We start from the raw sequence: 22,053 nt of genomic DNA on the forward strand, positions 1-22,053 counted from the left end.
TAAGCTAAGAATTAAGCTTGACCTTTAACTTCTTTAAGACCGTTGAAAGGAGCACGACCAGCTAGAGCTTCTTCGATACGGATAAGTTGGTTGTACTTAGCAACGCGGTCAGAACGGCTCATAGAACCAGTTTTGATTTGACCTGCAGCTGTACCTACCGCTAGGTCAGCGATAGTTGCATCTTCAGTTTCGCCAGAACGGTGAGAGATTACAGCTGTGTAACCTGCGTCTTTAGCCATCTTGATTGCAGCTAGAGTCTCAGTTAGAGAACCGATTTGGTTGAACTTGATAAGGATAGAGTTAGCAATGCCTTTCTCGATACCTTGAGCAAGAATCTTAGTGTTAGTTACGAATAGATCGTCACCAACTAGTTGGATCTTGTCGCCTAGAAGTTTAGTTTGGTGTGCGAAACCATCCCAATCAGACTCGTCTAGACCGTCTTCGATAGAAACGATAGGGAATTTCTCAACTAGACCAGCTAGGTAGTGGTTGAACTCTTCAGAAGAGAAAGTTTTACCTTCGCCTTTCATGTTGTAGATGCCAGCGTCTTTGTCGTAGAACTCAGATGCTGCACAGTCCATAGCTAGAGTGATGTCTTTACCTAGAACGTAGCCAGCAGCCGCAACTGCTTCTGCGATAACTTCTAGCGCTTCAGCGTTAGATTTTAGGTTAGGAGCGAAACCACCTTCGTCACCAACAGCAGTGTTGTAACCTTTAGACTTAAGAACTTTAGCTAGGTTGTGGAATACTTCCGCGCCCATACGTACAGCTTCTTTAAGAGTTGCAGCGCCAACTGGTTGAATCATGAATTCTTGGATATCAACGTTGTTATCTGCGTGCTCACCACCGTTGATGATGTTCATCATTGGTAGAGGCATAGAGAATTGACCTGCAGTGCCGTTTAGCTCAGCGATGTGCTCGTATAGAGGCATGCCTTTAGCAGCAGCTGCTGCTTTAGCGTTTGCTAGAGAAACAGCTAGGATTGCGTTAGCACCGAAGTTAGATTTGTTTTCAGTACCGTCTAGGTCGATCATGATTTGGTCAACAGCAGCTTGGTCTTTAGCATCTTTACCAACTAGAGCGTCAGCGATTGGACCGTTTACAGCAGCGATTGCTTTAAGAACACCTTTACCTAGGAAACGTGATTTGTCGCCATCGCGTAGCTCAAGAGCTTCACGAGAACCAGTAGATGCGCCAGATGGAGCAGCTGCCATACCAACGAAACCGCCTTCTAGGTGTACTTCAGCTTCTACAGTTGGGTTACCACGTGAGTCGATGATTTCACGACCTAGAACTTTAACGATCTTAGACATTAATGTTTCCTCTCGTTGAATTTAAATGTCAAAACTATAAAGGACAGTTGCACAACTTAAAGCAACTGTCCGTATCCTTGTTACTTCTCAGATTCACCGCGTTGGAACTCACCCGCTGCTTTCACAAAACCAGCAAATAATGGGTGACCATCACGAGGGGTTGATGTGAATTCTGGGTGGAACTGCGCTGCTACAAACCATGGGTGAGCAGGGTTCTCAATCACTTCAACCAATTTCTTGTCAGCAGATAAGCCTGAAACTTTTAGGCCAGCTTTTTCAATCTGCGGACGAAGATTATTGTTTACTTCATAACGGTGACGGTGACGTTCGTGGATCGTCGCGCTACCGTATAGTTGGTAAGCTTTGGTACCTTTTTCTAGGTGGCATAGCTGAGAACCTAGACGCATTGTGCCGCCAAGATCAGAAGTCTCAGTACGCTCTTCAACGTTACCTTCACTATCTACCCATTCAGTAATCAAACCTACCACAGGGTACTTAGTGTTTTTGTTAAATTCTGTTGAATGTGCACCTTCCATGCCTGCAACGTTACGAGCGTACTCGATAAGCGCTACTTGCATACCTAGACAGATACCTAGGTAAGGAACCTTGTTTTCACGTGCGTATTGAGCAGCCATAATCTTGCCTTCAATACCACGGTCACCAAAGCCACCTGGAACTAAAATTGCGTCAAGACCATGCAGAACTTCGAAACCACGAGTTTCTACGTCTTGAGAATCTACATATTTAATCGTTACATTCAAACGATTTTTTAGACCAGCATGCTTTAGTGCTTCGTTTACTGATTTGTAAGCGTCTGGTAGTTCAATGTACTTACCAACCATACCGATGGTAACGTCACCCGTTGGATTCGCTTCTTCGTAAATTACTTGTTCCCATTCAGATAGATCAGCTTCAGGAGCATTGATACCGAAACGAGCACAAACTAAATCATCCAAGCCTTGAGATTTGATCAATTGAGGGATCTTGTAGATTGAATCTACGTCCTTCATTGAAATAACTGCTTTCTCAGAAACGTTACAGAAAAGTGCAATCTTCTTACGCTCGTTTGCTGGGATCATACGGTCGCTACGACATACTAGAATGTCAGGCTGAATACCGATAGATAGCAGTTCTTTTACAGAGTGTTGAGTTGGCTTAGTTTTCACTTCACCTGCTGCTGCAAGGTAAGGAACTAGAGTCAAGTGCATGAACATTGCGTGTTCACGACCTACTTCGATTGCCAACTGACGAATCGCTTCCATGAATGGTAGAGATTCGATATCACCAACTGTGCCACCAACCTCAACGATAGCCACATCGTGACCTTCGGAGCCCGCGATTACACGGTCTTTGATAGCGTTAGTGATATGCGGGATAACCTGAATAGTTGCACCTAGGTAATCGCCGCGACGCTCTTTACGTAAAACGTCAGCATAAACACGACCAGCAGTAAAGTTATTGCGTTTGGTCATCTTAGTACGAATAAAACGCTCGTAGTGACCAAGGTCTAGGTCAGTTTCTGCGCCATCTTCTGTAACAAACACTTCACCGTGTTGAGTCGGGCTCATAGTGCCTGGGTCAACGTTGATGTAAGGGTCAAGCTTCATCATGGTCACTTTAAGACCGCGAGCTTCTAAAATAGCGGCAAGAGATGCTGCTGCAATACCTTTACCTAGAGAGGATACGACCCCGCCAGTAACAAAAATATAATTTGTCGTCATGTTTAACCTGAAATTGGTTGAATGAGGGAAATGGATTTCTTCTGGACGGGACGAAACTATACCAGAACCCAATTACCGCCACAACGTGAAATCTATCACACTCAGTTTTTAATTTTTTGCTTCAAATCAAATAGCCATATCGCAGAATGCAAACAAAGTAATTTAATTGGGTTAATTTTGTCTCAAAAGCCCATTTTCAGAGCTTCACTCTAGACCTTTTTCCCGTCTTTTTACTCGCTCCCACATGCCATCTAACTCTTGCAATGAAAAGTCCGTCAAGGTTTTATCCTGCTCTCTCACTTGAGCCTCAACACCTTGAAAACGCTTTACAAATTTACGGTTAGCCTTGGTAAGAGCGACCTCAGGATCTTTCTTGAGATGACGAACTAAATTCACCGTGGCAAACAGCAAATCCCCCAGCTCCTCTTCAACTCTCGACTCATCAACATCGATATTGATGGCTTCGGCAACCACTTCTTCAATTTCTTCATGCACTTTGTCTACAACCGGACCTAAAGTCTCCCAGTCGAAACCGTATTTTGCGCATTTTTTTTGAATCTTATTCGCTCGCGATAACGCAGGCAGCGATTGTGGTATAGAGTCTAGAATACTTTGCTCGCTTTTGCCTACTTGGGCTTTTTCGAGGGATTTTTCCCTTTCCCAATTGGCATTCAATTCCGCTTCATCAGCAAATTTTGCATCTGAAAAAACATGAGGATGGCGACGAGTCAGCTTTTCATTTACCGTTTCCACCACTTCACGAAAATCGAAGAGTCCTTGTTCCTGAGCCATCTGACTGTAGAAAATCACCTGAAACAGTAAGTCACCCAGCTCTTCTTTTAAGTTGGGCCAATCTTGGTTATGGATGGCGTCCACCACTTCATACGTTTCTTCAATAGTGTATGGAACAACACTTTCAAAAGTCTGCTTCTTATCCCAAGGACAACCGTTTTGCGGATCACGTAATTTCGCCATGATGTCGACGAGTTGTTCAATTGGATGTGCCATGTTGATTTCCTTATAAAAGAAAAAGGTAAGTGACTAATCACTTACCTTTAATTTCAATCTGTTATTTGATTTATCCGAGGCGTTTGACCAGCATAACGTCTTTCACTTGTTCTAGTCGCTTAGACACACGAGCCAGAGTTTCGATGTTGTTAACCTCTAGTTCGAAATCCATCGTCACGATTTGGCGCTTGTAGTCGCTGCGGCTCTTCATAGTGAGTACTTTCACCTTCTCGTTCGCCAGCAGACTCGTGATGTCTTTTAGCAAGCCCACGCGCTCCATCGCTTCCACTCGCAGAGTCAGGATGTAAGAACCCATAAATCCAGAACCCCACACAGTGTCGATAATACGTTCAGGTGCGTGGTGGCTTAGTTCTTCCAGCTGCTCACAGTCACTTCTGTGCACCGAAATACCGCGCCCTTGAGTGATATAACCTTTAATTTCATCACCCGGAATTGGCTGGCAACAACGCGCAAGGTGTGTCATCAAGTTATCGACACCTTCCACCACGACCGCATCTTTTTGCGGACGGTGAGGAGTTGACGATTTCGATTCGTCTCCCTTGAGCTTTTCAAGTACCAGTTTATCTTCTTCTTCCGCCGTCGGCTTATTCACTAACGCGTTGATGTGGTTAACGATTTGGTTAATACGTAGGTCACCACTACCGACACCAACATAAAGCTCATCAGCGCTATTAACGTTAAAGCGTTTCAGAGCGTATTGCTCTGCGTCTTTTAACGTTGCCCCGATTTTCGATAACTCTGTTTCTAGAATTTCACGCCCTGCTTCGAGATTCTTCTCTCGGCTCTGCTTACGGAACCAAGCATTGATCTTCGCACGAGCACGACCTGAATGAACAAAGCCCGTTGCTGGGTTTAGCCAATCGCGAGACGGGTTCGGCTCTTTCGCTGTGATGATTTCAACTTGGTCACCCATATGAAGTTTATGGGTGAATGGCACAATACGCCCGCCAACTTTGGCACCAATACAGCGATGCCCCACTTCAGAGTGAATGTGGTATGCGAAATCCAGTGGCGTTGCGCCCATTGGCAGGTCGACAACATCACCACGCGGCGTAAAGGCATACACACGGTCATCAAACACTTGGCTGCGAAGTTCATCCAACATCTCACCGGAGTCAGACATCTCTTCTTGCCAATCAATCAGTTTACGTAGCCAAGTAATTTTCTCGTCGTAGCCGCTACGTCCGCTGCTTGCACCTTCTTTATATTTCCAGTGCGCAGCGACCCCCAGTTCAGACTCTTCATGCATCTGCTTAGTACGGATCTGAATCTCAATGGTTTTGCCTTCAGGGCCAAGAATCACAGTATGAATCGACTGATAACCGTTCGGTTTCGGGTTTGCGACATAATCATCAAACTCGCTAGGCAAATGCTTAAACTGGGTATGAACCACACCAAGCGCGGCATAACAGTCTTGCAGCTTATCCGCGATGATACGCACGGCGCGCACATCAAACAGTTCATCAAATGCCAGATTCTTCTTCTGCATTTTGCGCCAGATACTGTAAATGTGCTTCGGACGACCGCTGACTTCAGCATTGATATTCGCCGCTTTCATTTCCGCGCTTAAGTTGTCCACAAAGTCACGGATGTACTGTTCGCGAACGATACGACGCTCAGACAGCTGTTTCGCTATCTGTTTATAAGTGTCGGGTTGTTGGTAGCGGAATGCGTAGTCTTCGATTTCCCACTTGAGCTGACCGATACCTAATCGGTTCGCCAGTGGTGCATAGATGTTGGCACACTCTTTTGCCGCTGAACGACGAACCTCATCCGGTTGATCTTTCACTTCACGAAGGTTACAGATTCGCTCTGCAAGCTTGATAACCACGCAACGGAAGTCATCCACCATCGCCAACAACATACGACGTACGTTATCGACTTGTGCTGACGCTTCACTGCCTTGCATGGTGATATTCAGTTGACCAATCGCTGCCATCTCTTCGACGCCAGCAATTAATTTAATGATCTCTTTACCGTAATGTTCTTCGACTTCTTCGCGATCCACTAAGCCACTGGTCGCAATTGGGAACAACAACGCTGCCACCAGCGTTGGGCGGTCCATCGATAAAGTGATCAGAATTTCGATCATTTCGCGGCCACGCCACAACAATAGCGGGCCTTTAGCATTGCCCACCAAGAATTGCTCACATTGGTGATACACCTCTGTAAGCTTTGCCGCTGTTTTTGGGTCTTGCCGTAAACTAGAAATCCACTTTTCTAGCTCAAACTGTTCGTCTGGGTTTAAGTGTGCGCTACGTACCGCGACCATCTTTTTATCCTAATTCTTATAATTTGCGAGCTATTCTACTCTGGTTAGACAACGGAAGTCCGTTACCTAACCAAGTTTTACACTTTTGCTTTTTTACTTTTTACAAATAACTATATTTTTACAAATAGAGCCATTGACTCTAAATGGCTGGTATGTGGGAACATATCCAACATACCGAGTTTTTTCAGCTGATATCCCTGCTCAAGTAAGCTTTGGCTATCACGAGCAAGCGTAGCAGGATTACATGAAACATACACAACTCGCTCAGCACCTAAACTGGCAAGTTGGTCAACTATACCTACCGCGCCTGCACGTGCAGGATCAAGCAGAACCTTGTTAAACTGCTGCTGTGCCCAGATTTCCCCTACGAACTCTTGTTCAAGATTTGCCTGATAAAATTCAACATTCGTAATCTTGTTGTGCAGAGCATTGCTTTTCGCAATCTCTACCATTTCATCCACACCTTCAATTCCGACAACTTTATCGGCTAACTTTGCTAACGGCAGGCTGAAGTTACCTAAACCGCAGAACAAATCTAACACACGGTCGTCTTTTTGAACGTCCAACCACTCAAGCGCCTGTTCAACCATTTCTTGGTTAACCTGCTGGTTTACCTGAATAAAATTGCTTGGCAGAAACGGGATAGTGACGCCCACTTCTTGATAGTAAGCCTGCTCACCCAGCACTTTATCCAATTGATTAGCATTCGGCATAACATAAAGGGTTAACTGATGTTGCTGCGCGAACTCTTTTAGCGCAGAAAGGTCTTTATCCGCTAGAGGAGATAAATGACGCAGCACCAATACCGACGTATTGTCGCCTTTCACCAGTTCAACGTGACCAAGCTGGTCAGGCTTTTTAAAGACACTGAGCAGAGATTTCAGTTCCGGTAACAACGCATTTAAGCTGGGTTCTAGCACAGCACAATCCGTCACGGTGACAATCTCTTTACTCTGCTTACGGCGAAAACCGAACTGAAGTTGCTGGCTTTTCTTATCCCACATCATGCTGATACGAGCACGGCGGCGATAACCTTTATCGACACCAGAAACCGGAGCCGAAAGCGCAAGTTCTTGTCCTGCGAATTTAGTCATCAACTGACTCAGGGTTTGCTGCTTATGTTCAATCTGAGCGTCACGCGACAGATGCTGCAAATCACAACCGCCACACTGAGCATAATGAGGGCAGAAAGGCACAGTGCGCTGCTGACTTGGCTTAAGCACTCTAATCAGCTTTGCGCGTGCAAACTTACTTTTACTTTCCGTCAGCTGAATCAGTACTTCTTCATCCGCTAATGCGCCATCGATAAAGACGGGTTTCTTATCCAGATAGGCAATGCCTGCGCCTAAATGATCGAGCTTCTGAACGCTCACTGCTTGATGTTTAGTCTCTAAAGCGATGCGCTTTTTCGGTTGGAAGAAACGTGCCATGTTCTGTGCCTAATGTATTAGTTTTTGCCCCAGCGTCACTATTCTGCTTGGGGAGCATTGTCGAAGCTAAGGTTCTTGAATTAAGCTAACCATAATTTGAGTAGTTGGCTAGCTGCAAAGTTGGCTATTTTCCCATATCCACACCATGATGTTTAGACAATAATGACCAGATACGGCTTACGCGCACGTGTAATTACACTCACTTTGGCTCCAACCTTGATTATCGGGTTACTTTTGAGTGCGTTATTCTCATTCAACCGATATCACGATTTAGAGACACAAGTGCTCAACTCGGGTGCAAGTATTATCGAACCATTGGCTATTGCCAGTGAAGAATCGTTAAAAAACCAAAGCCGTGAATCGGTAAGACGCATCATCAGCTACGCACATCGTAAAAATTCGACCATAGTGCGCAGTATTGCGGTGTTTGATGCCAACCACGAACTCTTCGTCACGTCGAACTTCCATCCGAACTTCGAATCTTTGATGTATCCGAAAGATAAACCGATTCCGGTACTCAGCAGTTCTCAGCTCGATGAAAATACGCTTATTTTGCGCACCCCGATACTGGCAGAAACTTTGTTCAGTGACAGTGCGGCAAAAACATCGTCTGCGCCGGTTTTAGGCTATATCGCAATTGAGCTCGACCTGTCTTCACTGCGTTTACAACAGTATCAGGAAATTTTCTCAGCCTGTTTGGTGTTGATTCTTGGACTAGTGTTGTCTGGCGTGTTTGCATTCCGCTTGATGCACGATGTTACCCGCCCAATTATTCATATGAAAAACGTGGTTGACCGCATCCGTCGCGGGCATTTGGATGTGCGAATTGAAGGACGAATGCACGGTGAGCTGGATGACCTGAAAAAAGGTATCAACGCCATGGCGGTGTCGCTGTCGGAATACCATGTGGAGATGCAGCACAGTATCGACCAAGCAACCTCTGACTTGCGTGAAACTCTGGAACAGCTAGAAATTCAAAACGTTGAGTTGGATATTGCGAAAAAACGCGCGCAAGAAGCCGCGCGCGTGAAGTCTGAATTCCTCGCCAACATGTCACACGAGCTGCGTACCCCATTGAACGGTGTTATCGGCTTTACACGTCAGATGCTGAAAACTCAGTTGACCAACAGCCAAGCGGATTATCTGCAAACCATCGAGAAATCAGCCAATAACCTGCTGACCATCATCAACGATATTCTCGACTTCTCGAAACTGGAAGCAGGCAAACTGGCACTGGAAAATATTCCATTTGAGTTCCAAGACTCGCTAGAAGAGGTGGTCAACTTACAGGCGGCAAGTGCACACGAGAAAGGGCTGGAAATCACGCTCAAAGTGGATCCAAAAATTCCAGCAGGCTTGGTGGGGGATCCGCTGCGTATTCAGCAAGTACTCACTAACTTGGTGGGTAACTCCATTAAATTCACCGAGCGCGGCAACATTGATATCAGTGTGGAAATGCGTTCTCAACGCGATGACTTCGTTGAGTTGCAATTCATGGTGCGTGATACCGGTATCGGTATTTCAGAGCGTCAACAAGCTCAGCTTTTCCAAGCTTTCAGTCAAGCCGACGCAAGCATTTCACGTCGTTATGGTGGTACGGGTCTAGGTCTGGTTATTACCCAAAAGTTGGTCAGCCAAATGGGCGGTGAAATCAGTTTAACCAGTCGACTACACCAAGGTTCAACTTTCTGGTTTAACCTGCGTTTGATGACTACAGATTTGCCAATGCACGACTGGCTTGATCCTCAAGCTCTGCGCAATAAACAACTGCTGCTTGTTGAACCAAACATGCAAGCAGCCTCTATTGTTCAGCACACCTTAGTTCAAGCTGGATTGAATGTGGTTTATCGCTCAGCGATTCCAGCCGAATCAGAGCAGTACGACTACGTTCTGTTGAACCTTGCACCAAGCAAGGAAACGGACCAATCACTGGTTGAGCAATGGGTAGAGAAAGCGCTGTCCATCGCAGCAAACGTAGTTATCGGCACGCCGAGTACCGAACTGGCTCTGGCGGATTTGTTAATGCAGAAATATCCAGTGCAATGTATTACCAAGCCATTGTCACGTAAGAAACTGCTACAAACTCTGATCGCCAATCAGCCGGCTCGAACTGAAAAAGCTATTGAGGTCATTACTCATATTGAAAAAATGCCGCTCACCGTTATGGCGGTTGACGATAACCCAGCCAACTTGAAACTGATTACTGCACTGTTGCAAGAGCGCGTCGAAACTGTGGTGTCATGCAGCAGCGGTGAAGATGCCATTGAACGAGCAAAAGAGCATCATTTCGATATCATCTTGATGGATATTCAAATGCCGAAGATGGATGGTGTCACCGCTTGTCACGAAATTAAGAAGCTCAAGCTCAACAGCAACACGCCGATTATAGCCGTGACCGCACATGCAATGGTTGGTGAGCGTGAAAGACTACTGAAAGCCGGTATGGATGATTACCTCACCAAACCGATTGAAGAGCATATCTTGCAACAAGTGTTATTACATTGGAGTCTGAAACCAGAAACGGATGAAGCCATCACGCTTGAGCATCAAGAACCGATTGAGCTGGAAGAGATTCAAGTTGAAGAGTCAGCACCAGTCAATGCGACCGTTGCTATCGACTGGCCGCTGGCATTAAGACAGGCGGCCAATAAGGAAGATTTGGCCAAAGATATGCTGAAGATGTTGGTTGCCTCTTTCAAAGAGATCAATCAAGTAATAGAGATGGCACTCAACGATGATGAGTACCCTGCGACAGATTTACTGCATCATATTCATAAGCTCCACGGCAGTTGCTCATACAGTGGCGTTCCTCGCCTGAAAAAAGTATGTGAGACCTTAGAGCACACCCTGCGTTCAGGAGCTCGCGTGCAAGATGTTGAGCCAGAACTGTTTGAACTTCAGGATGAAATGGAAAAAGTGGTAGCAAGCGCTGACCCATATTTGGTTTAAGCGATATCGCTTAGTTATCTTGCCGCCAAGAAACTCGCGTATAGAAAAAGAGGTGCTTTAAGCACCTCTTTTTATTGAGTTTGAAACTCTTATACGGATTAAGATTCAAGAATCACCGTCGCTACTGCGTAGTGACGTTCATCTGAAATAGTAAGGTGAACAGAACGCACCGAAGAGGCTTGAGCAATTTGCTGTGCTTTTCCAGATAGCGTAAGAACCGGTTTGCCATTCTCATCATTGCTGATTTCAAAATCCTGAAAGCTCACACCGTGAGCGATACCTGTTCCTAATGCTTTTGAAGCCGCTTCCTTAGCCGCAAAACGCTTAGCCAAATAACGCCCTTTCTGCTTTAGGTGAGTAAACACGTCCAGCTCACTTTCAGTCAGAATTCGCTGCGCAAACGCATCACCACTACGATTGAGCGCCTTTTCTATGCGCTCAATCTCCGCGATGTCTGTTCCTAATCCAACAATCATAGGTATTAGCGACGCGCGTCCAGCATGATGGCTTTCATGTCTGCCACAGCTTTTGGTAAGCCATCAAACAATGCACGACCAATGATTGCGTGACCGATGTTCAACTCATAAATTTCTGGAATTTCAGCGATGGCTGCAACGTTGTGGTAAGTCAGACCATGACCTGCGTTTACTGTGATGCCTTGATCAGAAGCGTAGCTTGCTGCCGCTGCAATCTTCTTCAGCTCGTCTTGTTGATCCGCTTCGGTTTTTGCATCAGCGTAATGACCAGTGTGAAGCTCGATAAACGGTGCGCCACATTTCTTCGCCGCATCTATCTGCTCACGGTCAGCATCAATAAACAGAGACACTTTGATGCCTGCTTCTGTCAGTTTTTGCGTTGCCGCTTTTACTTTCTCAAACTGACCAATCACGTCCAAGCCACCTTCAGTGGTGAGCTCTTCACGTTTTTCAGGAACAAGACAAACAAACTCAGGCGCTGTTTCTAAAGCAATTTCAACCATCTCATCTGTTACTGCCATTTCCAAGTTCATGCGGGTCTGGATGGTTTCTTTCAGAATACGTACATCACGATCTTTGATATGACGACGGTCTTCGCGAAGGTGAATCGTAATACCGTCTGCACCTGCACGCTCCGCGATTTCCGCTGCGTGAACTGGGTCTGGGTATTGAGTACCACGTGCATTACGCACTGTCGCGATATGGTCAATATTAACGCCTAAATAAATTGAGCTCATTTTCCTACACTCCGTGCTCAAGAGAGAGTCCCTCTTGAATTTAATTTTAGGGGAGTTGCTTGTCTAAACAACTCTCTACTTTTTAAAGGTTTGCCGCCAAGATACGGCTTTAAAGCGATACGTGTAAAGCGTTTTGCCGCTTGAAGTTGCTCTTTTGTGCTAAAGCGCCGTTCACTGATCGCGATTAATTCGTTACCGAGAAAAGTGAGATTATCGCGCCTCACCGATGCAATAAACCCTTTCTGCTCTCGATATCGATAAGTCATATTGGGATCAACCGGTTCTCCGGTTCCCGCACAATGCATGAAATCTACCCCATAGCCCATGGCAGACAACAAAGCTAACTCAAAACGGCGTAACGCCGGTTCTGGGTTATCACTCTGTGCTAGCTCGGTCAAAGCAGTAAGATAATCATGGAACAAGCCGGGAGAGGGAACTTCAGGCATTAAGACTCGGCCTATGAGTTCATTGACGTACATGGCCGAATACAGAGATATGCCCGTTAGCGGTAATCCAAGGCTGATAGCCTCTGCCTGACGTAAGGTTTTCATTGAGCCATTGCCCGACCACTTCAACAGTAGTGGCGTGAATGCCTGCAAAGCACCTTTGGTTGTTGAACGCTTACTTCTCGCCCCTTTTGCCATGATGCTTAAACGGCCATATTCTTCGCTGAATACGTCCAGAATTAAGCTGGTCTCGCTATATGGGCGGCGGTGTAATACAAAGCAGCGCTGTAAACCGTCAGACATAGTTTGAATCCAAATATAGAAATAAGGACAGAGGCAGATAAAAATCTGGCCCCATTACATGGAGCCAGATTACAAGATTATAGGTCGTCGATATAGCCTAATGAACGAAGAGCTCGTTCATCATCAGCCCAACCGGATTTCACTTTAACCCAAGTTTCTAAGTAAACTTTGCGACCAAACAGCTCTTCCATATCCAAACGAGCTTCGCGACCAATGGTTTTGATCTTTTCGCCGTTCTTACCAATCACCATTTTTTTCTGACCAATACGCTCAACCAGAATCAAGGCATTGATATGGAAACCGTCGGTTTCTGGGTTGTAGTCGAAACGTTCAATTTCAACCGTTACCGAATAAGGCAACTCTTCACCAGTAAAACGCATCAGCTTTTCGCGGATGATTTCTGAAGCCATAAAGCGTTGCGAACGGTCTGTCACATACTCTTCTGGGAAGTGGTGAACCGCTTTTGGTAAGTGATCACGCACGTGCTTACGCAGTACATCAACGTTTTTACCCAATTTCGCTGAAATAGGCACCACATCAACAAAGTTCATGCGTTCAGACATCGCCTGCATGTGCAGCATCACTTCATTGCGATCTTTCACGTTATCGACTTTGTTAACACAAAGAATCACAGGGAAGTTCGCTTTCTGAAGTTTAGTCAGAACCATTTCATCGTCTTCAGTCCAATGCGTACCGTCAACGAGGAACAAAACTAAGTTCACATCACTCAGAGAGCTGTTTGCCGCACGGTTCATCAAACGGTTGATCGCACGTTTCTCTTCAATGTGTAGCCCCGGTGTATCAACATAAATAGCTTGATAATCACCTTGAGTATCGACACCCATAATGCGGTGACGAGTGGTTTGCGGCTTACGTGAAGTAATCGAAATTTTCTGACCAAGGATATTGTTCAGTAGCGTAGATTTACCCACGTTCGGGCGACCTACGATAGCAACAAAACCACAGTGCTGGTTCTCTGGTAGTGACGCTTCAACTTTGGCGTCGTCACCTTCTGATGCAAAGAATGCATCAATATCAAATTCTTTATCAGCCATTGCTTAATTGCTCTAGTGCAGTCTCAGCAGCCGCTTGTTCTGCCTTGCGGCGGCTGGTACCTTTACCAATCACAGGCATTCCAATACCTGCTACGTCACACGATACAGTGAATTCCTGATTGTGTGCTTCACCTTTAATATTAGTCACTGTGTAAACAGGTAGAGGCTTTCTTCTGCCTTGCAAAAATTCTTGCAGGCGAGTTTTTGGATCTTTCTGTGACACACCAGGCTTAATCGCATCTAGGCGAGTTTGATACCAGCTTAAAATAATGCTGCGAACCACTTCAGTGCCACTATCTAAATAGATAGCACCAATAATCGCTTCAACAGCATCAGCTAGGATTGAATCACGACGGAAACCACCGCTTTTCAACTCGCCTGGACCTAATTTTAAGTAATCTCCTAGTTCGAATTCACGACCTAGTTCAGCCAGTGTGTGACCACGAACTAACGTAGCACGCATACGACTCATATCGCCCTCGTTGATTTTCGGGAAACGATGATACAGGTCGTCAGCAATGACAAAACTTAAAATTGAATCGCCCAGAAATTCAAGACGTTCATTGTGTTTACCATTGGCACTGCGGTGAGTCAGTGCCAAATCAAGAAGCTCAGGATCTTTAAACTGATACGTGAGCTTTGTTTCTAATCTACTAACTGGAGAAGTCATACTCTCTCGATGTGTTGCGGGGCTGATAAATCAGCCCTAGTTAATGCCACCGATGCGGCTAAGGCGCACACCAGTTGGAATCCAAGCAGGAATTACGCTGTTAGGATCTCGGTCAAACTCAAAGCTCACCCAGATAGCAACGGCTTTCCCTACTAAGTTGGCTTCTGGAACAAAGCCCCAAAAACGGCTGTCAGCACTGTTGTCACGGTTATCACCCATCACAAAATAGTGCCCTTGTGGAACAACCCACTCGTTCACACCACTACGTGGTGCATAACTACGTACATCATCAATACGGAGAGGGTTGATCAAAATATTGTGTTTTACTTCGCCTAGCTGTTCATCAAGTTGCATCATTGGAATGTTGTTCTGAGTGAACTCACTTTCCTGCACGTTTGACAGCTTGATAGGCTTACAGGTTGACTCACCTGCACTTTGCACACAAATCTGTTTATCTCGGCTATAACGCACGATATCCCCAGGCATACCAACCACACGCTTAATATAGTCAATACTTGGGTTTTGCGGGAATTTGAACACCACAATGTCGCCGCGCTCAGGCTTGCCCGTTTCCACTAACTGTGTGCGCCATACTGGATCTTTCAAACCGTACGCGTATTTTTCAACAAGAATGAAATCGCCCACCAGCAGCGTTGGCATCATAGAGCCTGATGGAATTTGGAACGGTTCAAATACAAACGAACGCAGAACTAACACGAATGCGATCACTGGGAAAATTGAAACGGAATTCTCAATCCACCATGGCTGTGGCGCGACTTTGGTTGTCAAACTGGTATCAATACTGTCGGGTTCGGCTTTTAGCTGACGTGCCACGTTTTCATGGCGCTTCTTCGCCCAAACCCATTTTTCCAACGCCCACACAATTCCGGTAACCAAGGTTACAAGAACTAAGATGAGTGAGAATGTATTAGCCATTGACTTCCCTTATCTAAAAAATACGAAAGTGAAAGAGCCGAGACTCTTTCACTTGCGAGTTAATACATAAAACCTTGCAGATAAGACAAAACGATTAGTCTTTACCTACGTGAAGAATTGCAAGGAACGCTTCTTGTGGAAGCTCAACGTTACCGATTTGCTTCATACGTTTCTTACCTTCTTTCTGTTTCTTCAATAGTTTCTTCTTACGGCTCACGTCACCGCCATAACACTTAGCGATTACGTTCTTACGTAGCTGCTTCACTGTTGAACGCGCGATAATGTGGTTGCCGATAGCAGCCTGAATCGCGATATCAAACATTTGGCGAGGAATGAATTCTTTCATCTTCTCAACCAATTGGCGGCCACGAGTCTGAGCGTTGTCATGGTGAGTAATGATGGCTAATGCATCCACTTTGTCACCGTTCAATAGTACGTCTACACGAACCATCTTCGACGCTTCGAAACGTTGGAAACCGTAATCCAGTGACGCATAACCACGAGACGTTGATTTCAAGCGGTCAAAGAAGTCCAGTACCACTTCTGCCATAGGAATATCGTAAGTCAGTGCCACTTGGTTACCGTGGTAAACCATGTCCACCTGCATACCGCGTTTTTCGATACATAAGGTAATAACGTTACCTAGGTATTCCGACGGCACTAGGATATTACAACGCGCGATAGGTTCACGTATCTCTTCAATGTCGTTGATTGCTGGCAGCTTCGCTGGGCTATCAACATACATAACTTGCTTGTTGGTCATTTCCACTTCATACACTACCGTCGGTGCGGTGGTGATCAAGTCGAGATCATATTCGCGCTCTAGACGCTCCTGAATGATCTCCATATGTAGCATACCTAAGAAGCCACAACGGAAACCAAAACCTAGTGCTGCTGATGTTTCTGGCTCATAGAACAGAGACGCATCGTTCAGGCTAAGTTTACCTAGCGCATCACGGAAGTTTTCATAGTCATCTGATGATACAGGGAACAGACCCGCATAAACCTGAGGCTTCACTTTCTTAAAGCCCGGTAGTGGTTTTTCACTGCCGTTTTTCGCCCAAGTCAGCGTATCACCCACAGGCGCGCCTAGGATGTCTTTAATACCACAAACAACCCAGCCCACTTCGCCAGTGTTTAGTTCAGTGGTATCGATCTGCTTAGGAGTAAAAATACCTAAACGGTCAACGTTCCAAACCTGACCAGTGCTCATGACTTTGATCTTGTCATTCTTCTTCAAACTACCGTGTTTGATACGTACTAGTGAAACAACACCTAAGTAGTTATCAAACCATGAGTCAATAATCAGAGCTTGCAGCGGCGCATCAGGGTTACCTTCTGGCGCTGGAATTTTTGCAACGATTTCTTCAAGAACAAGGTCAACACCAAGACCTGTTTTCGCAGAACAGCGAACCGCTTCGACTGCGTCGATGCCAACAATATCTTCAATTTCTTCTGCTACACGTTCAGGTTCTGCTGCCGGCAGGTCAATCTTGTTTAAGATTGGCACTACTTCCAGATCCATTTCGATAGCCGTATAACAGTTAGCTAGGGTTTGTGCTTCTACACCCTGGCCAGCATCAACAACAAGTAATGCACCTTCACACGCGGCTAGAGAGCGAGATACTTCATATGAGAAGTCAACGTGTCCAGGTGTGTCGATGAAGTTAAGTTGGTATGTTTCGCCATCATTTGCTTTGTAATCGAGTGTCACACTCTGTGCTTTGATGGTGATACCACGCTCACGTTCTAGATCCATTGAATCAAGAACTTGTTCTGCCATTTCACGATCACTTAATCCACCACATACTTGGATTAAACGGTCAGATAAAGTCGATTTACCATGGTCAATGTGGGCGATAATCGAAAAGTTACGAATGTGCTTCATAGGTTTGGGATGACTAAACTCTTTGCAAATTAGGACATATGAGGGGCGATTTTTAGTGCCCTTTCATTCAAGTTGGGCGATTCTACCCAATTTCCTTTGGGATCGCATCATAATTTAGGCAATAGGCTCTCCAAGCACTCTTAGCAGAACCACTTCTTGCTCTGTACGCTTTTCCAGCGAGCCAGACCAGATTTTCGCTAGGCGTATACCCAAACCGATAAAGACAAGTGAAGTTAAAATGATGATTCCTTCTCCCATGCCGAACAGAGGGGCAAGCCAGCTATCAGCAAGCCAGGCACCGAGGATCATCATTAACAGAGGAACTAAATAAACCAACGCTGCTGACTGCAACAGGCTTTTTTCTGGAAAACCGATTTCAACCACCTGACCTTGAGATACGCTCTTATCCGTATCCAAATGCCAGCGTAACGACTTGCCACCAATAGCTTTAGAAACAATGCCTGTACCACAGCTTTTCGCCGACGAGCAGCTGCTGCAACTGGTTTTCTGTTCGCAACTTAGCTCAACATGAAAACCCTGTTCTTTTGTTTGTACAGCCATCACAGTGGCAAGTGCAGTCATCATTGTGGTGTAGCCTTGGTATTATCAAATACAACCGATTGAGCAATACGTTTCGCCGTTTCTGGTGGAATATCCCCTACAACGGAAACCTCACGATCACCCTTAATAAACGTTTGTAAAGTACGACGCCCCTGTCTTACTAACTGTCCTTGCAGTGAGTGTTCATCACTGGAAGAAACATAGACAGAGAAGCTGAATAAACCGTCTGAGAACATCTGATTTTCGACTACTCGTTCGGTATTAATCATTCGGTAGCGATTAAGATTGACCGATTTAAAACCATCCGGCTTCCAACCTACTGACCAGAACGTCTCACTTACTTTACTTTTCGGTAAGGATAGCACTTCAGGCAACTGAACATTATCAAAACCTGCCATCAATTCTGCCAGTTTGTCACTGACTGAGTACGAGATAGATCGATACTGCTCTAACACTTCACCGTAGCGATCAATCAGATCTGCCCGCAACGGAAGATGCGTTTTCTCGTCGACCCAAAGCATGTAGGAATATCTTAAACCGTCTTTCGGAACAATACGCACCACTTGGCAAGGGGTGCCCGCTTCGCGTGCTCGTCCCATTTTAACGAAATCGTAGAACTGGCTAAGCTCAGTAACATCACTATTGAGCATTGGAATGGTTGGCGCAACCATGTTGCCAGATTCGATGGTGAAAGGCTCTACGCCGGGTTCAATGTAACTTACTTCATTGTCACGCTGAAAAACTTCACGTATAGGGCCGCTCAAATAAACAAGATGAGCGTATTCCTTTTGCTCATGTCGAGCATGACGATACAGCAAAGGTTCAATACTGTTTTTCTTAATCAGGATATAAGACAGTTCATAGTTGAGATGTTGACTGGCCTCGTTCATTTGATGCAATAAAGCCTCTGCAGATTCGTCCTCTGCAAAGGCTGAAGTAGAGCTCAAACTGAACAGCGCCAACACACTGATCAGAAATTTTTTCATTCAATTACCGGTTCGATTGAGTCTTGGTGTTGTCCCAAGCCCTCGCTATTTAATCTCAGTTGCAGTTCGTAATCCTGAAGCATAGCGTTAACACGACGACGCTGCTCCTGAGCATTTGATTCTATACTTGGTCTTACTGACTCACGTGTCAGACTCACAGGTTCTACACTGCCAGATAAAGGAACTGTTTGCAGTACGGGAAAAGGTTGATCCGCAGCTGAAGAACCACTTGCACCATATTGTTGAACACCGATGATAGCAATCAAAGAGACACACGCAGCCACAGCCACCTGACCAAATGGCGATAACCATTTTGGCAGTTGTCGGCGCGCTTTATGCGGTGCAGGTTGTTCCTCGACCACTCGCATACTCTCTAAATCAGTGACATTGGTACTGTATGGGGTATGTGCTGGTTCATTTTCCAACGCTAATGCCACACTTTCAGCGATATTCCATTCAGGTCTCTCGGGTGCATCGCCACGCATTACGTCACCAATCAGGTGGTAATTTTTCCACGTTTCGATACTTTCACGATCGTTGGCTAACTCTTGAATTAGCAACTTGTCGACCATCTCTCCATCCATGAGAGCTGAAAGTTGTTGTTTGTCCGCCATTATTTTCACCATTATTTTCCAATTACTGGGTTCTTACTGGTTCCAACGCTACAAAAGAGATTTGATTCTCTTTTCTACCGCCTCACGAGCACGGAATATACGAGAACGTACCGTACCAACAGGGCAATCCATAATTTCAGCAATGTCTTCATAACTTAAGCCTTCCAGCTCGCGTAAAGTCATTGCCGTTTTTAAGTCCTCAGGCAACGCGTCTATCGCACTAAACACTGCCTGCTTCAGTTCTTTCGACAGCGTAATGTTCTCAGGGTTCGATATTTCTTTTAACGCATTGTTTGTTTCGTAAAATTCAGCTTCTTCAGCATCAACATCCGTGGCTGGCGGTCTACGCCCTTGTGCTACGATGTGATTTTTCGCGGTATTGACAGCAATACGATATAGCCAAGTGTAGAACGCACTTTCACCTCTGAAAGTTGGGATAGCGCGATAAGCTTTAATAAAAGCCTCTTGTGCTACATCAGCAACATCTCCTGAATTGCTCACGTACCTAGAAATAAGATTGCAGACTTTATTTTGATATTTCAAAACTAAAAGATTAAATGCTTGCTTATCTCCATTCTGAACTCGCTCAATCAATACTTGATCGGTTAGCTGCTCGTTCATTCGAGCGGTTACTCCTATTGTTATCTCCCTTACCTTCTCAGATATGGGCTTTAATTATCCAGAATGTAGTATTGACACCACTGTTTACATGAGCACTATTGTGACTCAGTAAAAAAGATAAAGTTCAATTATGTGTTAATTTAATTGCCAAACATAATGCACAATGTGATGTAATCGAGGTTTGTAACCCCGAAACGATTTTGCGGATACAAATCTATAAAAACAATAGCTTTTAAAAACTATTATTTTTTAAACACATTATAAATGCGGGACTCACATAGCTCGGTTTCCTAATTGCTTGATTCATCTTATAGATTAGTCATTGGTATGACGCTCTTTTTCAATCAGGCTCATCAAATCAGCAAGTGAAAAATTTAAATATAGAGTAGGACGATTCTACTATAGTTCGGGAATTTAAAAGTTTTATGAACGAAAACCGAGAGCATCAATGTGATGTATTAGTGATAGGGAGCGGTGCAGCAGGCTTGTCGTTAGCTTTGCGTATCGCAAAACATTGCAAAGTCATCGTACTGAGTAAAGGACCTCGTAGTGAAGGCGCAACTTTCTACGCTCAAGGTGGCATTGCCGCTGTATTTGATGAATCTGACAGCATTGATTCACATGTTCAGGATACCCTTATCGCTGGCGATGGTATCTGTGATGAAAAGACCGTTCGCTTTATTGCTGAACACGCAAAAGAGTGTGTGCAGTGGCTTATCGATGGTGGTGTACCTTTCGACAAAGAAGAAGACAGTGATGATGGTGATGATAACCCTCGTTATCACTTAACTCGTGAAGGCGGACATAGCCACCGTCGAATTCTGCATGCAGCTGATGCCACCGGTATGGCCATGCAAACATCATTGCAAGACAACGCACACAAACATCCGAACATTTCTATTTTTGAACGCTACAACGCGTTAGATCTGATTACCGAAGACAAAGTCGGCGGTGATAAAAATAAAGTGATTGGTGCTTATGTCTGGAACCGTAATGAAGAGCACGTTGAAAGCATTCGTGCTAAATACGTGGTTCTAGCAACTGGTGGTTCTTCGAAAGTGTATCAATATACCTCAAACCCTGATGTTTCTTCCGGCGATGGTATTGCGATTGCTTGGCGTGCGGGTTGCCGAGTGGCGAACTTGGAATTTAACCAATTCCACCCAACCTGTTTGTACCATCCTGAAGCTCGTAACTTCCTGCTGACAGAAGCGCTTCGTGGCGAAGGGGCTTACCTTCGTCGTCCTGATGGTTCTCGCTTTATGCTCGATTTCGATCAGCGTGCAGAACTGGCACCGCGCGATGTGGTAGCTCGAGCTATCGACTTTGAAATGAAACGCTTAGGTGCAGACTGTATGTATCTCGACATCAGCCATAAGCCTGCAGATTTTATTGAAAAACACTTCCCGACTATCTATCGCCGTCTGATGGATTTGGGTATTGATATCACCAAAGAGCCGATTCCAATTGTTCCTGCTGCACACTACACCTGTGGTGGTGTTATGGTGAACCAACAAGGTCAAACTGACCTCAAACACCTTTATGCAATTGGTGAAGTTAGCTATACCGGTCTGCATGGTGCAAACCGCATGGCTTCAAACTCACTGTTGGAATGTGTGGTTTATGCTTGGTCTGCGGCTAAAGATATTGTTAAAAACATTAAGAATATCGACATGCCGCCATCGGTTCCTGTGTGGGATGAGAGCCAAGTAACCAGCTCTGACGAAGAAGTGGTTATCCAACACAACTGGCACGAACTGCGCCTGTTTATGTGGGATTACATGGGTATCGTGCGTACAGATAAACGATTAGAGCGAGCTTTACGTCGTATTCAGTTGCTGCAACAAGAAACGCAGGAGTACTACAGTAACTTCCGTGTTTCCAACAACTTGCTTGAACTGCGTAACCTGCTGCAAGTAGCTGAACTGATGGTGCGCTGTGCAATGCAACGTAAAGAAAGCCGCGGCTTACACTACACCTTGGATTACCCAGATCAGCTTGAAAACAGTGGTCCGACAATTCTCTCGCCAAAAGAGTAATCATTCT

The 22,053-nt window shown here is 45.3% G+C and carries 18 protein-coding genes; 2 read left to right on the top strand and 16 right to left on the bottom strand.

Features of this window, described 5'->3' with window-relative positions; translation table 11 throughout:
- Positions 1 to 11: 11 nt before the first annotated feature.
- The 5 genes from eno to rlmD form a co-directional block, all read right to left on the bottom strand.
- Positions 12 to 1,313 carry a phosphopyruvate hydratase gene (gene eno / locus HKI82_RS13055; RefSeq protein ID WP_102940945.1) on the bottom strand — a complete coding sequence of 434 codons (1,302 nt, stop codon included), beginning with the start codon at positions 1,311 to 1,313 and terminating at the stop codon, positions 12 to 14.
- Between the two features lie 80 nt (positions 1,314 to 1,393).
- Entirely contained in the window at positions 1,394 to 3,034 is a 1,641-nt protein-coding gene (locus HKI82_RS13060; protein ID WP_102940944.1) for a CTP synthase, read from the bottom strand.
- Between the two features lie 204 nt (positions 3,035 to 3,238).
- Positions 3,239 to 4,042, bottom strand: a complete 804-nt coding sequence (mazG, locus tag HKI82_RS13065) for a nucleoside triphosphate pyrophosphohydrolase (RefSeq protein WP_171138275.1) — start codon at positions 4,040 to 4,042, stop codon at positions 3,239 to 3,241.
- Between the two features lie 70 nt (positions 4,043 to 4,112).
- Positions 4,113 to 6,335, bottom strand: a complete 2,223-nt coding sequence (relA, locus tag HKI82_RS13070) for a GTP diphosphokinase (protein ID WP_171138276.1) — start codon at positions 6,333 to 6,335, stop codon at positions 4,113 to 4,115.
- 110 nt (positions 6,336 to 6,445) lie between these two features.
- Positions 6,446 to 7,765, bottom strand: a complete 1,320-nt coding sequence (rlmD, locus tag HKI82_RS13075) for a 23S rRNA (uracil(1939)-C(5))-methyltransferase RlmD (protein WP_171138277.1) — start codon at positions 7,763 to 7,765, stop codon at positions 6,446 to 6,448.
- Between the two features lie 162 nt (positions 7,766 to 7,927).
- Here rlmD and barA point away from each other — a divergent pair, with 162 nt between their 5' ends.
- Positions 7,928 to 10,714: a two-component sensor histidine kinase BarA gene (gene barA / locus HKI82_RS13080; protein ID WP_171138278.1), complete on the top strand. Its 2,787-nt coding sequence runs from the start codon at positions 7,928 to 7,930 to the stop codon at positions 10,712 to 10,714.
- Between the two features lie 98 nt (positions 10,715 to 10,812).
- On the opposite strand, the gene acpS is transcribed toward barA, so the two are convergent.
- The 11 genes from acpS to rpoE all read right to left on the bottom strand — a co-directional run bounded on the left by acpS (position 10,813) and on the right by rpoE (position 20,007).
- Positions 10,813 to 11,190, bottom strand: a complete 378-nt coding sequence (gene acpS, locus HKI82_RS13085; RefSeq protein ID WP_102940939.1) for a holo-ACP synthase — start codon at positions 11,188 to 11,190, stop codon at positions 10,813 to 10,815.
- A 5-nt stretch (positions 11,191 to 11,195) separates the two neighbouring features.
- On the bottom strand, positions 11,196 to 11,927 hold the full coding sequence (gene pdxJ / locus HKI82_RS13090; RefSeq protein WP_102940938.1) for a pyridoxine 5'-phosphate synthase: 732 nt from the start codon (positions 11,925 to 11,927) through the stop codon (positions 11,196 to 11,198).
- Between the two features lie 17 nt (positions 11,928 to 11,944).
- Positions 11,945 to 12,676, bottom strand: a complete 732-nt coding sequence (gene recO, locus HKI82_RS13095; RefSeq protein ID WP_102940937.1) for a DNA repair protein RecO — start codon at positions 12,674 to 12,676, stop codon at positions 11,945 to 11,947.
- 77 nt (positions 12,677 to 12,753) lie between these two features.
- Positions 12,754 to 13,731 carry a GTPase Era gene (era, locus tag HKI82_RS13100; protein WP_102940936.1) on the bottom strand — a complete coding sequence of 326 codons (978 nt, stop codon included), beginning with the start codon at positions 13,729 to 13,731 and terminating at the stop codon, positions 12,754 to 12,756.
- Complete coding sequence (gene rnc / locus HKI82_RS13105; protein ID WP_102940935.1) at positions 13,724 to 14,401, bottom strand: ribonuclease III; 678 nt, start codon at positions 14,399 to 14,401, stop codon at positions 13,724 to 13,726. The genes era and rnc overlap by 8 nt, the downstream gene beginning before the upstream one ends.
- A 36-nt stretch (positions 14,402 to 14,437) precedes the next feature.
- A complete protein-coding gene (gene lepB, locus HKI82_RS13110) occupies positions 14,438 to 15,337 on the bottom strand; it encodes a signal peptidase I (RefSeq protein ID WP_171138279.1) in 900 nt (299 codons plus the stop codon).
- Between the two features lie 94 nt (positions 15,338 to 15,431).
- On the bottom strand, positions 15,432 to 17,225 hold the full coding sequence (gene lepA / locus HKI82_RS13115) for a translation elongation factor 4 (protein WP_102940933.1): 1,794 nt from the start codon (positions 17,223 to 17,225) through the stop codon (positions 15,432 to 15,434).
- Positions 17,226 to 17,339: 114 nt separating this feature from the next.
- Positions 17,340 to 17,810 carry a SoxR reducing system RseC family protein gene (locus HKI82_RS13120; protein ID WP_102940932.1) on the bottom strand — a complete coding sequence of 157 codons (471 nt, stop codon included), beginning with the start codon at positions 17,808 to 17,810 and terminating at the stop codon, positions 17,340 to 17,342.
- Complete coding sequence (gene rseB, locus HKI82_RS13125) at positions 17,807 to 18,772, bottom strand: sigma-E factor regulatory protein RseB (RefSeq protein ID WP_171138280.1); 966 nt, start codon at positions 18,770 to 18,772, stop codon at positions 17,807 to 17,809. The genes HKI82_RS13120 and rseB overlap by 4 nt, the downstream gene beginning before the upstream one ends.
- Positions 18,769 to 19,386 (bottom strand): sigma-E factor negative regulatory protein, encoded by a 618-nt coding sequence (locus tag HKI82_RS13130; RefSeq protein WP_171138281.1) that lies wholly within the window; start codon positions 19,384 to 19,386, stop codon positions 18,769 to 18,771. The genes rseB and HKI82_RS13130 overlap by 4 nt, the downstream gene beginning before the upstream one ends.
- Positions 19,387 to 19,434: 48 nt before the next feature.
- The gene (rpoE, locus tag HKI82_RS13135; RefSeq protein WP_102940929.1) at positions 19,435 to 20,007 is read right to left on the bottom strand and encodes an RNA polymerase sigma factor RpoE; all 573 of its coding nucleotides are present in this window, start codon (positions 20,005 to 20,007) and stop codon (positions 19,435 to 19,437) included.
- A 425-nt stretch (positions 20,008 to 20,432) separates the two neighbouring features.
- On the opposite strand from rpoE, the gene nadB reads away from it, so the two are divergent.
- Entirely contained in the window at positions 20,433 to 22,046 is a 1,614-nt protein-coding gene (gene nadB / locus HKI82_RS13140) for an L-aspartate oxidase (protein WP_102940928.1), read from the top strand.
- Positions 22,047 to 22,053: the final 7 nt, after the last annotated feature.

The sequence above is a fragment of the Vibrio plantisponsor genome, from assembly GCF_013041605.1.
GTDB lineage: Bacteria > Pseudomonadota > Gammaproteobacteria > Enterobacterales > Vibrionaceae > Vibrio > Vibrio plantisponsor.

Bases quoted from the DNA above. Each gene is read 5' to 3' on its own strand.
- HKI82_RS13130 (WP_171138281.1), bottom strand. From the start codon at position 19,386: ATGGCGGACAAACAACAACTTTCAGCTCTCATGGATGGAGAGATGGTC.
- acpS (WP_102940939.1), bottom strand. From the start codon at position 11,190: ATGATTGTTGGATTAGGAACAGACATCGCGGAGATTGAGCGCATAGAA.
- HKI82_RS13120 (WP_102940932.1), bottom strand. From the start codon at position 17,810: ATGATGACTGCACTTGCCACTGTGATGGCTGTACAAACAAAAGAACAG.
- barA (WP_171138278.1), top strand. From the start codon at position 7,928: ATGACCAGATACGGCTTACGCGCACGTGTAATTACACTCACTTTGGCT.
- rlmD (WP_171138277.1), bottom strand. From the start codon at position 7,765: ATGGCACGTTTCTTCCAACCGAAAAAGCGCATCGCTTTAGAGACTAAA.
- rpoE (WP_102940929.1), bottom strand. From the start codon at position 20,007: ATGAACGAGCAGCTAACCGATCAAGTATTGATTGAGCGAGTTCAGAAT.
- lepB (WP_171138279.1), bottom strand. From the start codon at position 15,337: ATGGCTAATACATTCTCACTCATCTTAGTTCTTGTAACCTTGGTTACC.
- eno (WP_102940945.1), bottom strand. From the start codon at position 1,313: ATGTCTAAGATCGTTAAAGTTCTAGGTCGTGAAATCATCGACTCACGT.
- rseB (WP_171138280.1), bottom strand. From the start codon at position 18,772: ATGAAAAAATTTCTGATCAGTGTGTTGGCGCTGTTCAGTTTGAGCTCT.
- era (WP_102940936.1), bottom strand. From the start codon at position 13,731: ATGGCTGATAAAGAATTTGATATTGATGCATTCTTTGCATCAGAAGGT.
- relA (WP_171138276.1), bottom strand. From the start codon at position 6,335: ATGGTCGCGGTACGTAGCGCACACTTAAACCCAGACGAACAGTTTGAG.
- nadB (WP_102940928.1), top strand. From the start codon at position 20,433: ATGAACGAAAACCGAGAGCATCAATGTGATGTATTAGTGATAGGGAGC.
- recO (WP_102940937.1), bottom strand. From the start codon at position 12,676: ATGTCTGACGGTTTACAGCGCTGCTTTGTATTACACCGCCGCCCATAT.
- mazG (WP_171138275.1), bottom strand. From the start codon at position 4,042: ATGGCACATCCAATTGAACAACTCGTCGACATCATGGCGAAATTACGT.
- HKI82_RS13060 (WP_102940944.1), bottom strand. From the start codon at position 3,034: ATGACGACAAATTATATTTTTGTTACTGGCGGGGTCGTATCCTCTCTA.
- pdxJ (WP_102940938.1), bottom strand. From the start codon at position 11,927: ATGAGCTCAATTTATTTAGGCGTTAATATTGACCATATCGCGACAGTG.
- rnc (WP_102940935.1), bottom strand. From the start codon at position 14,401: ATGACTTCTCCAGTTAGTAGATTAGAAACAAAGCTCACGTATCAGTTT.
- lepA (WP_102940933.1), bottom strand. From the start codon at position 17,225: ATGAAGCACATTCGTAACTTTTCGATTATCGCCCACATTGACCATGGT.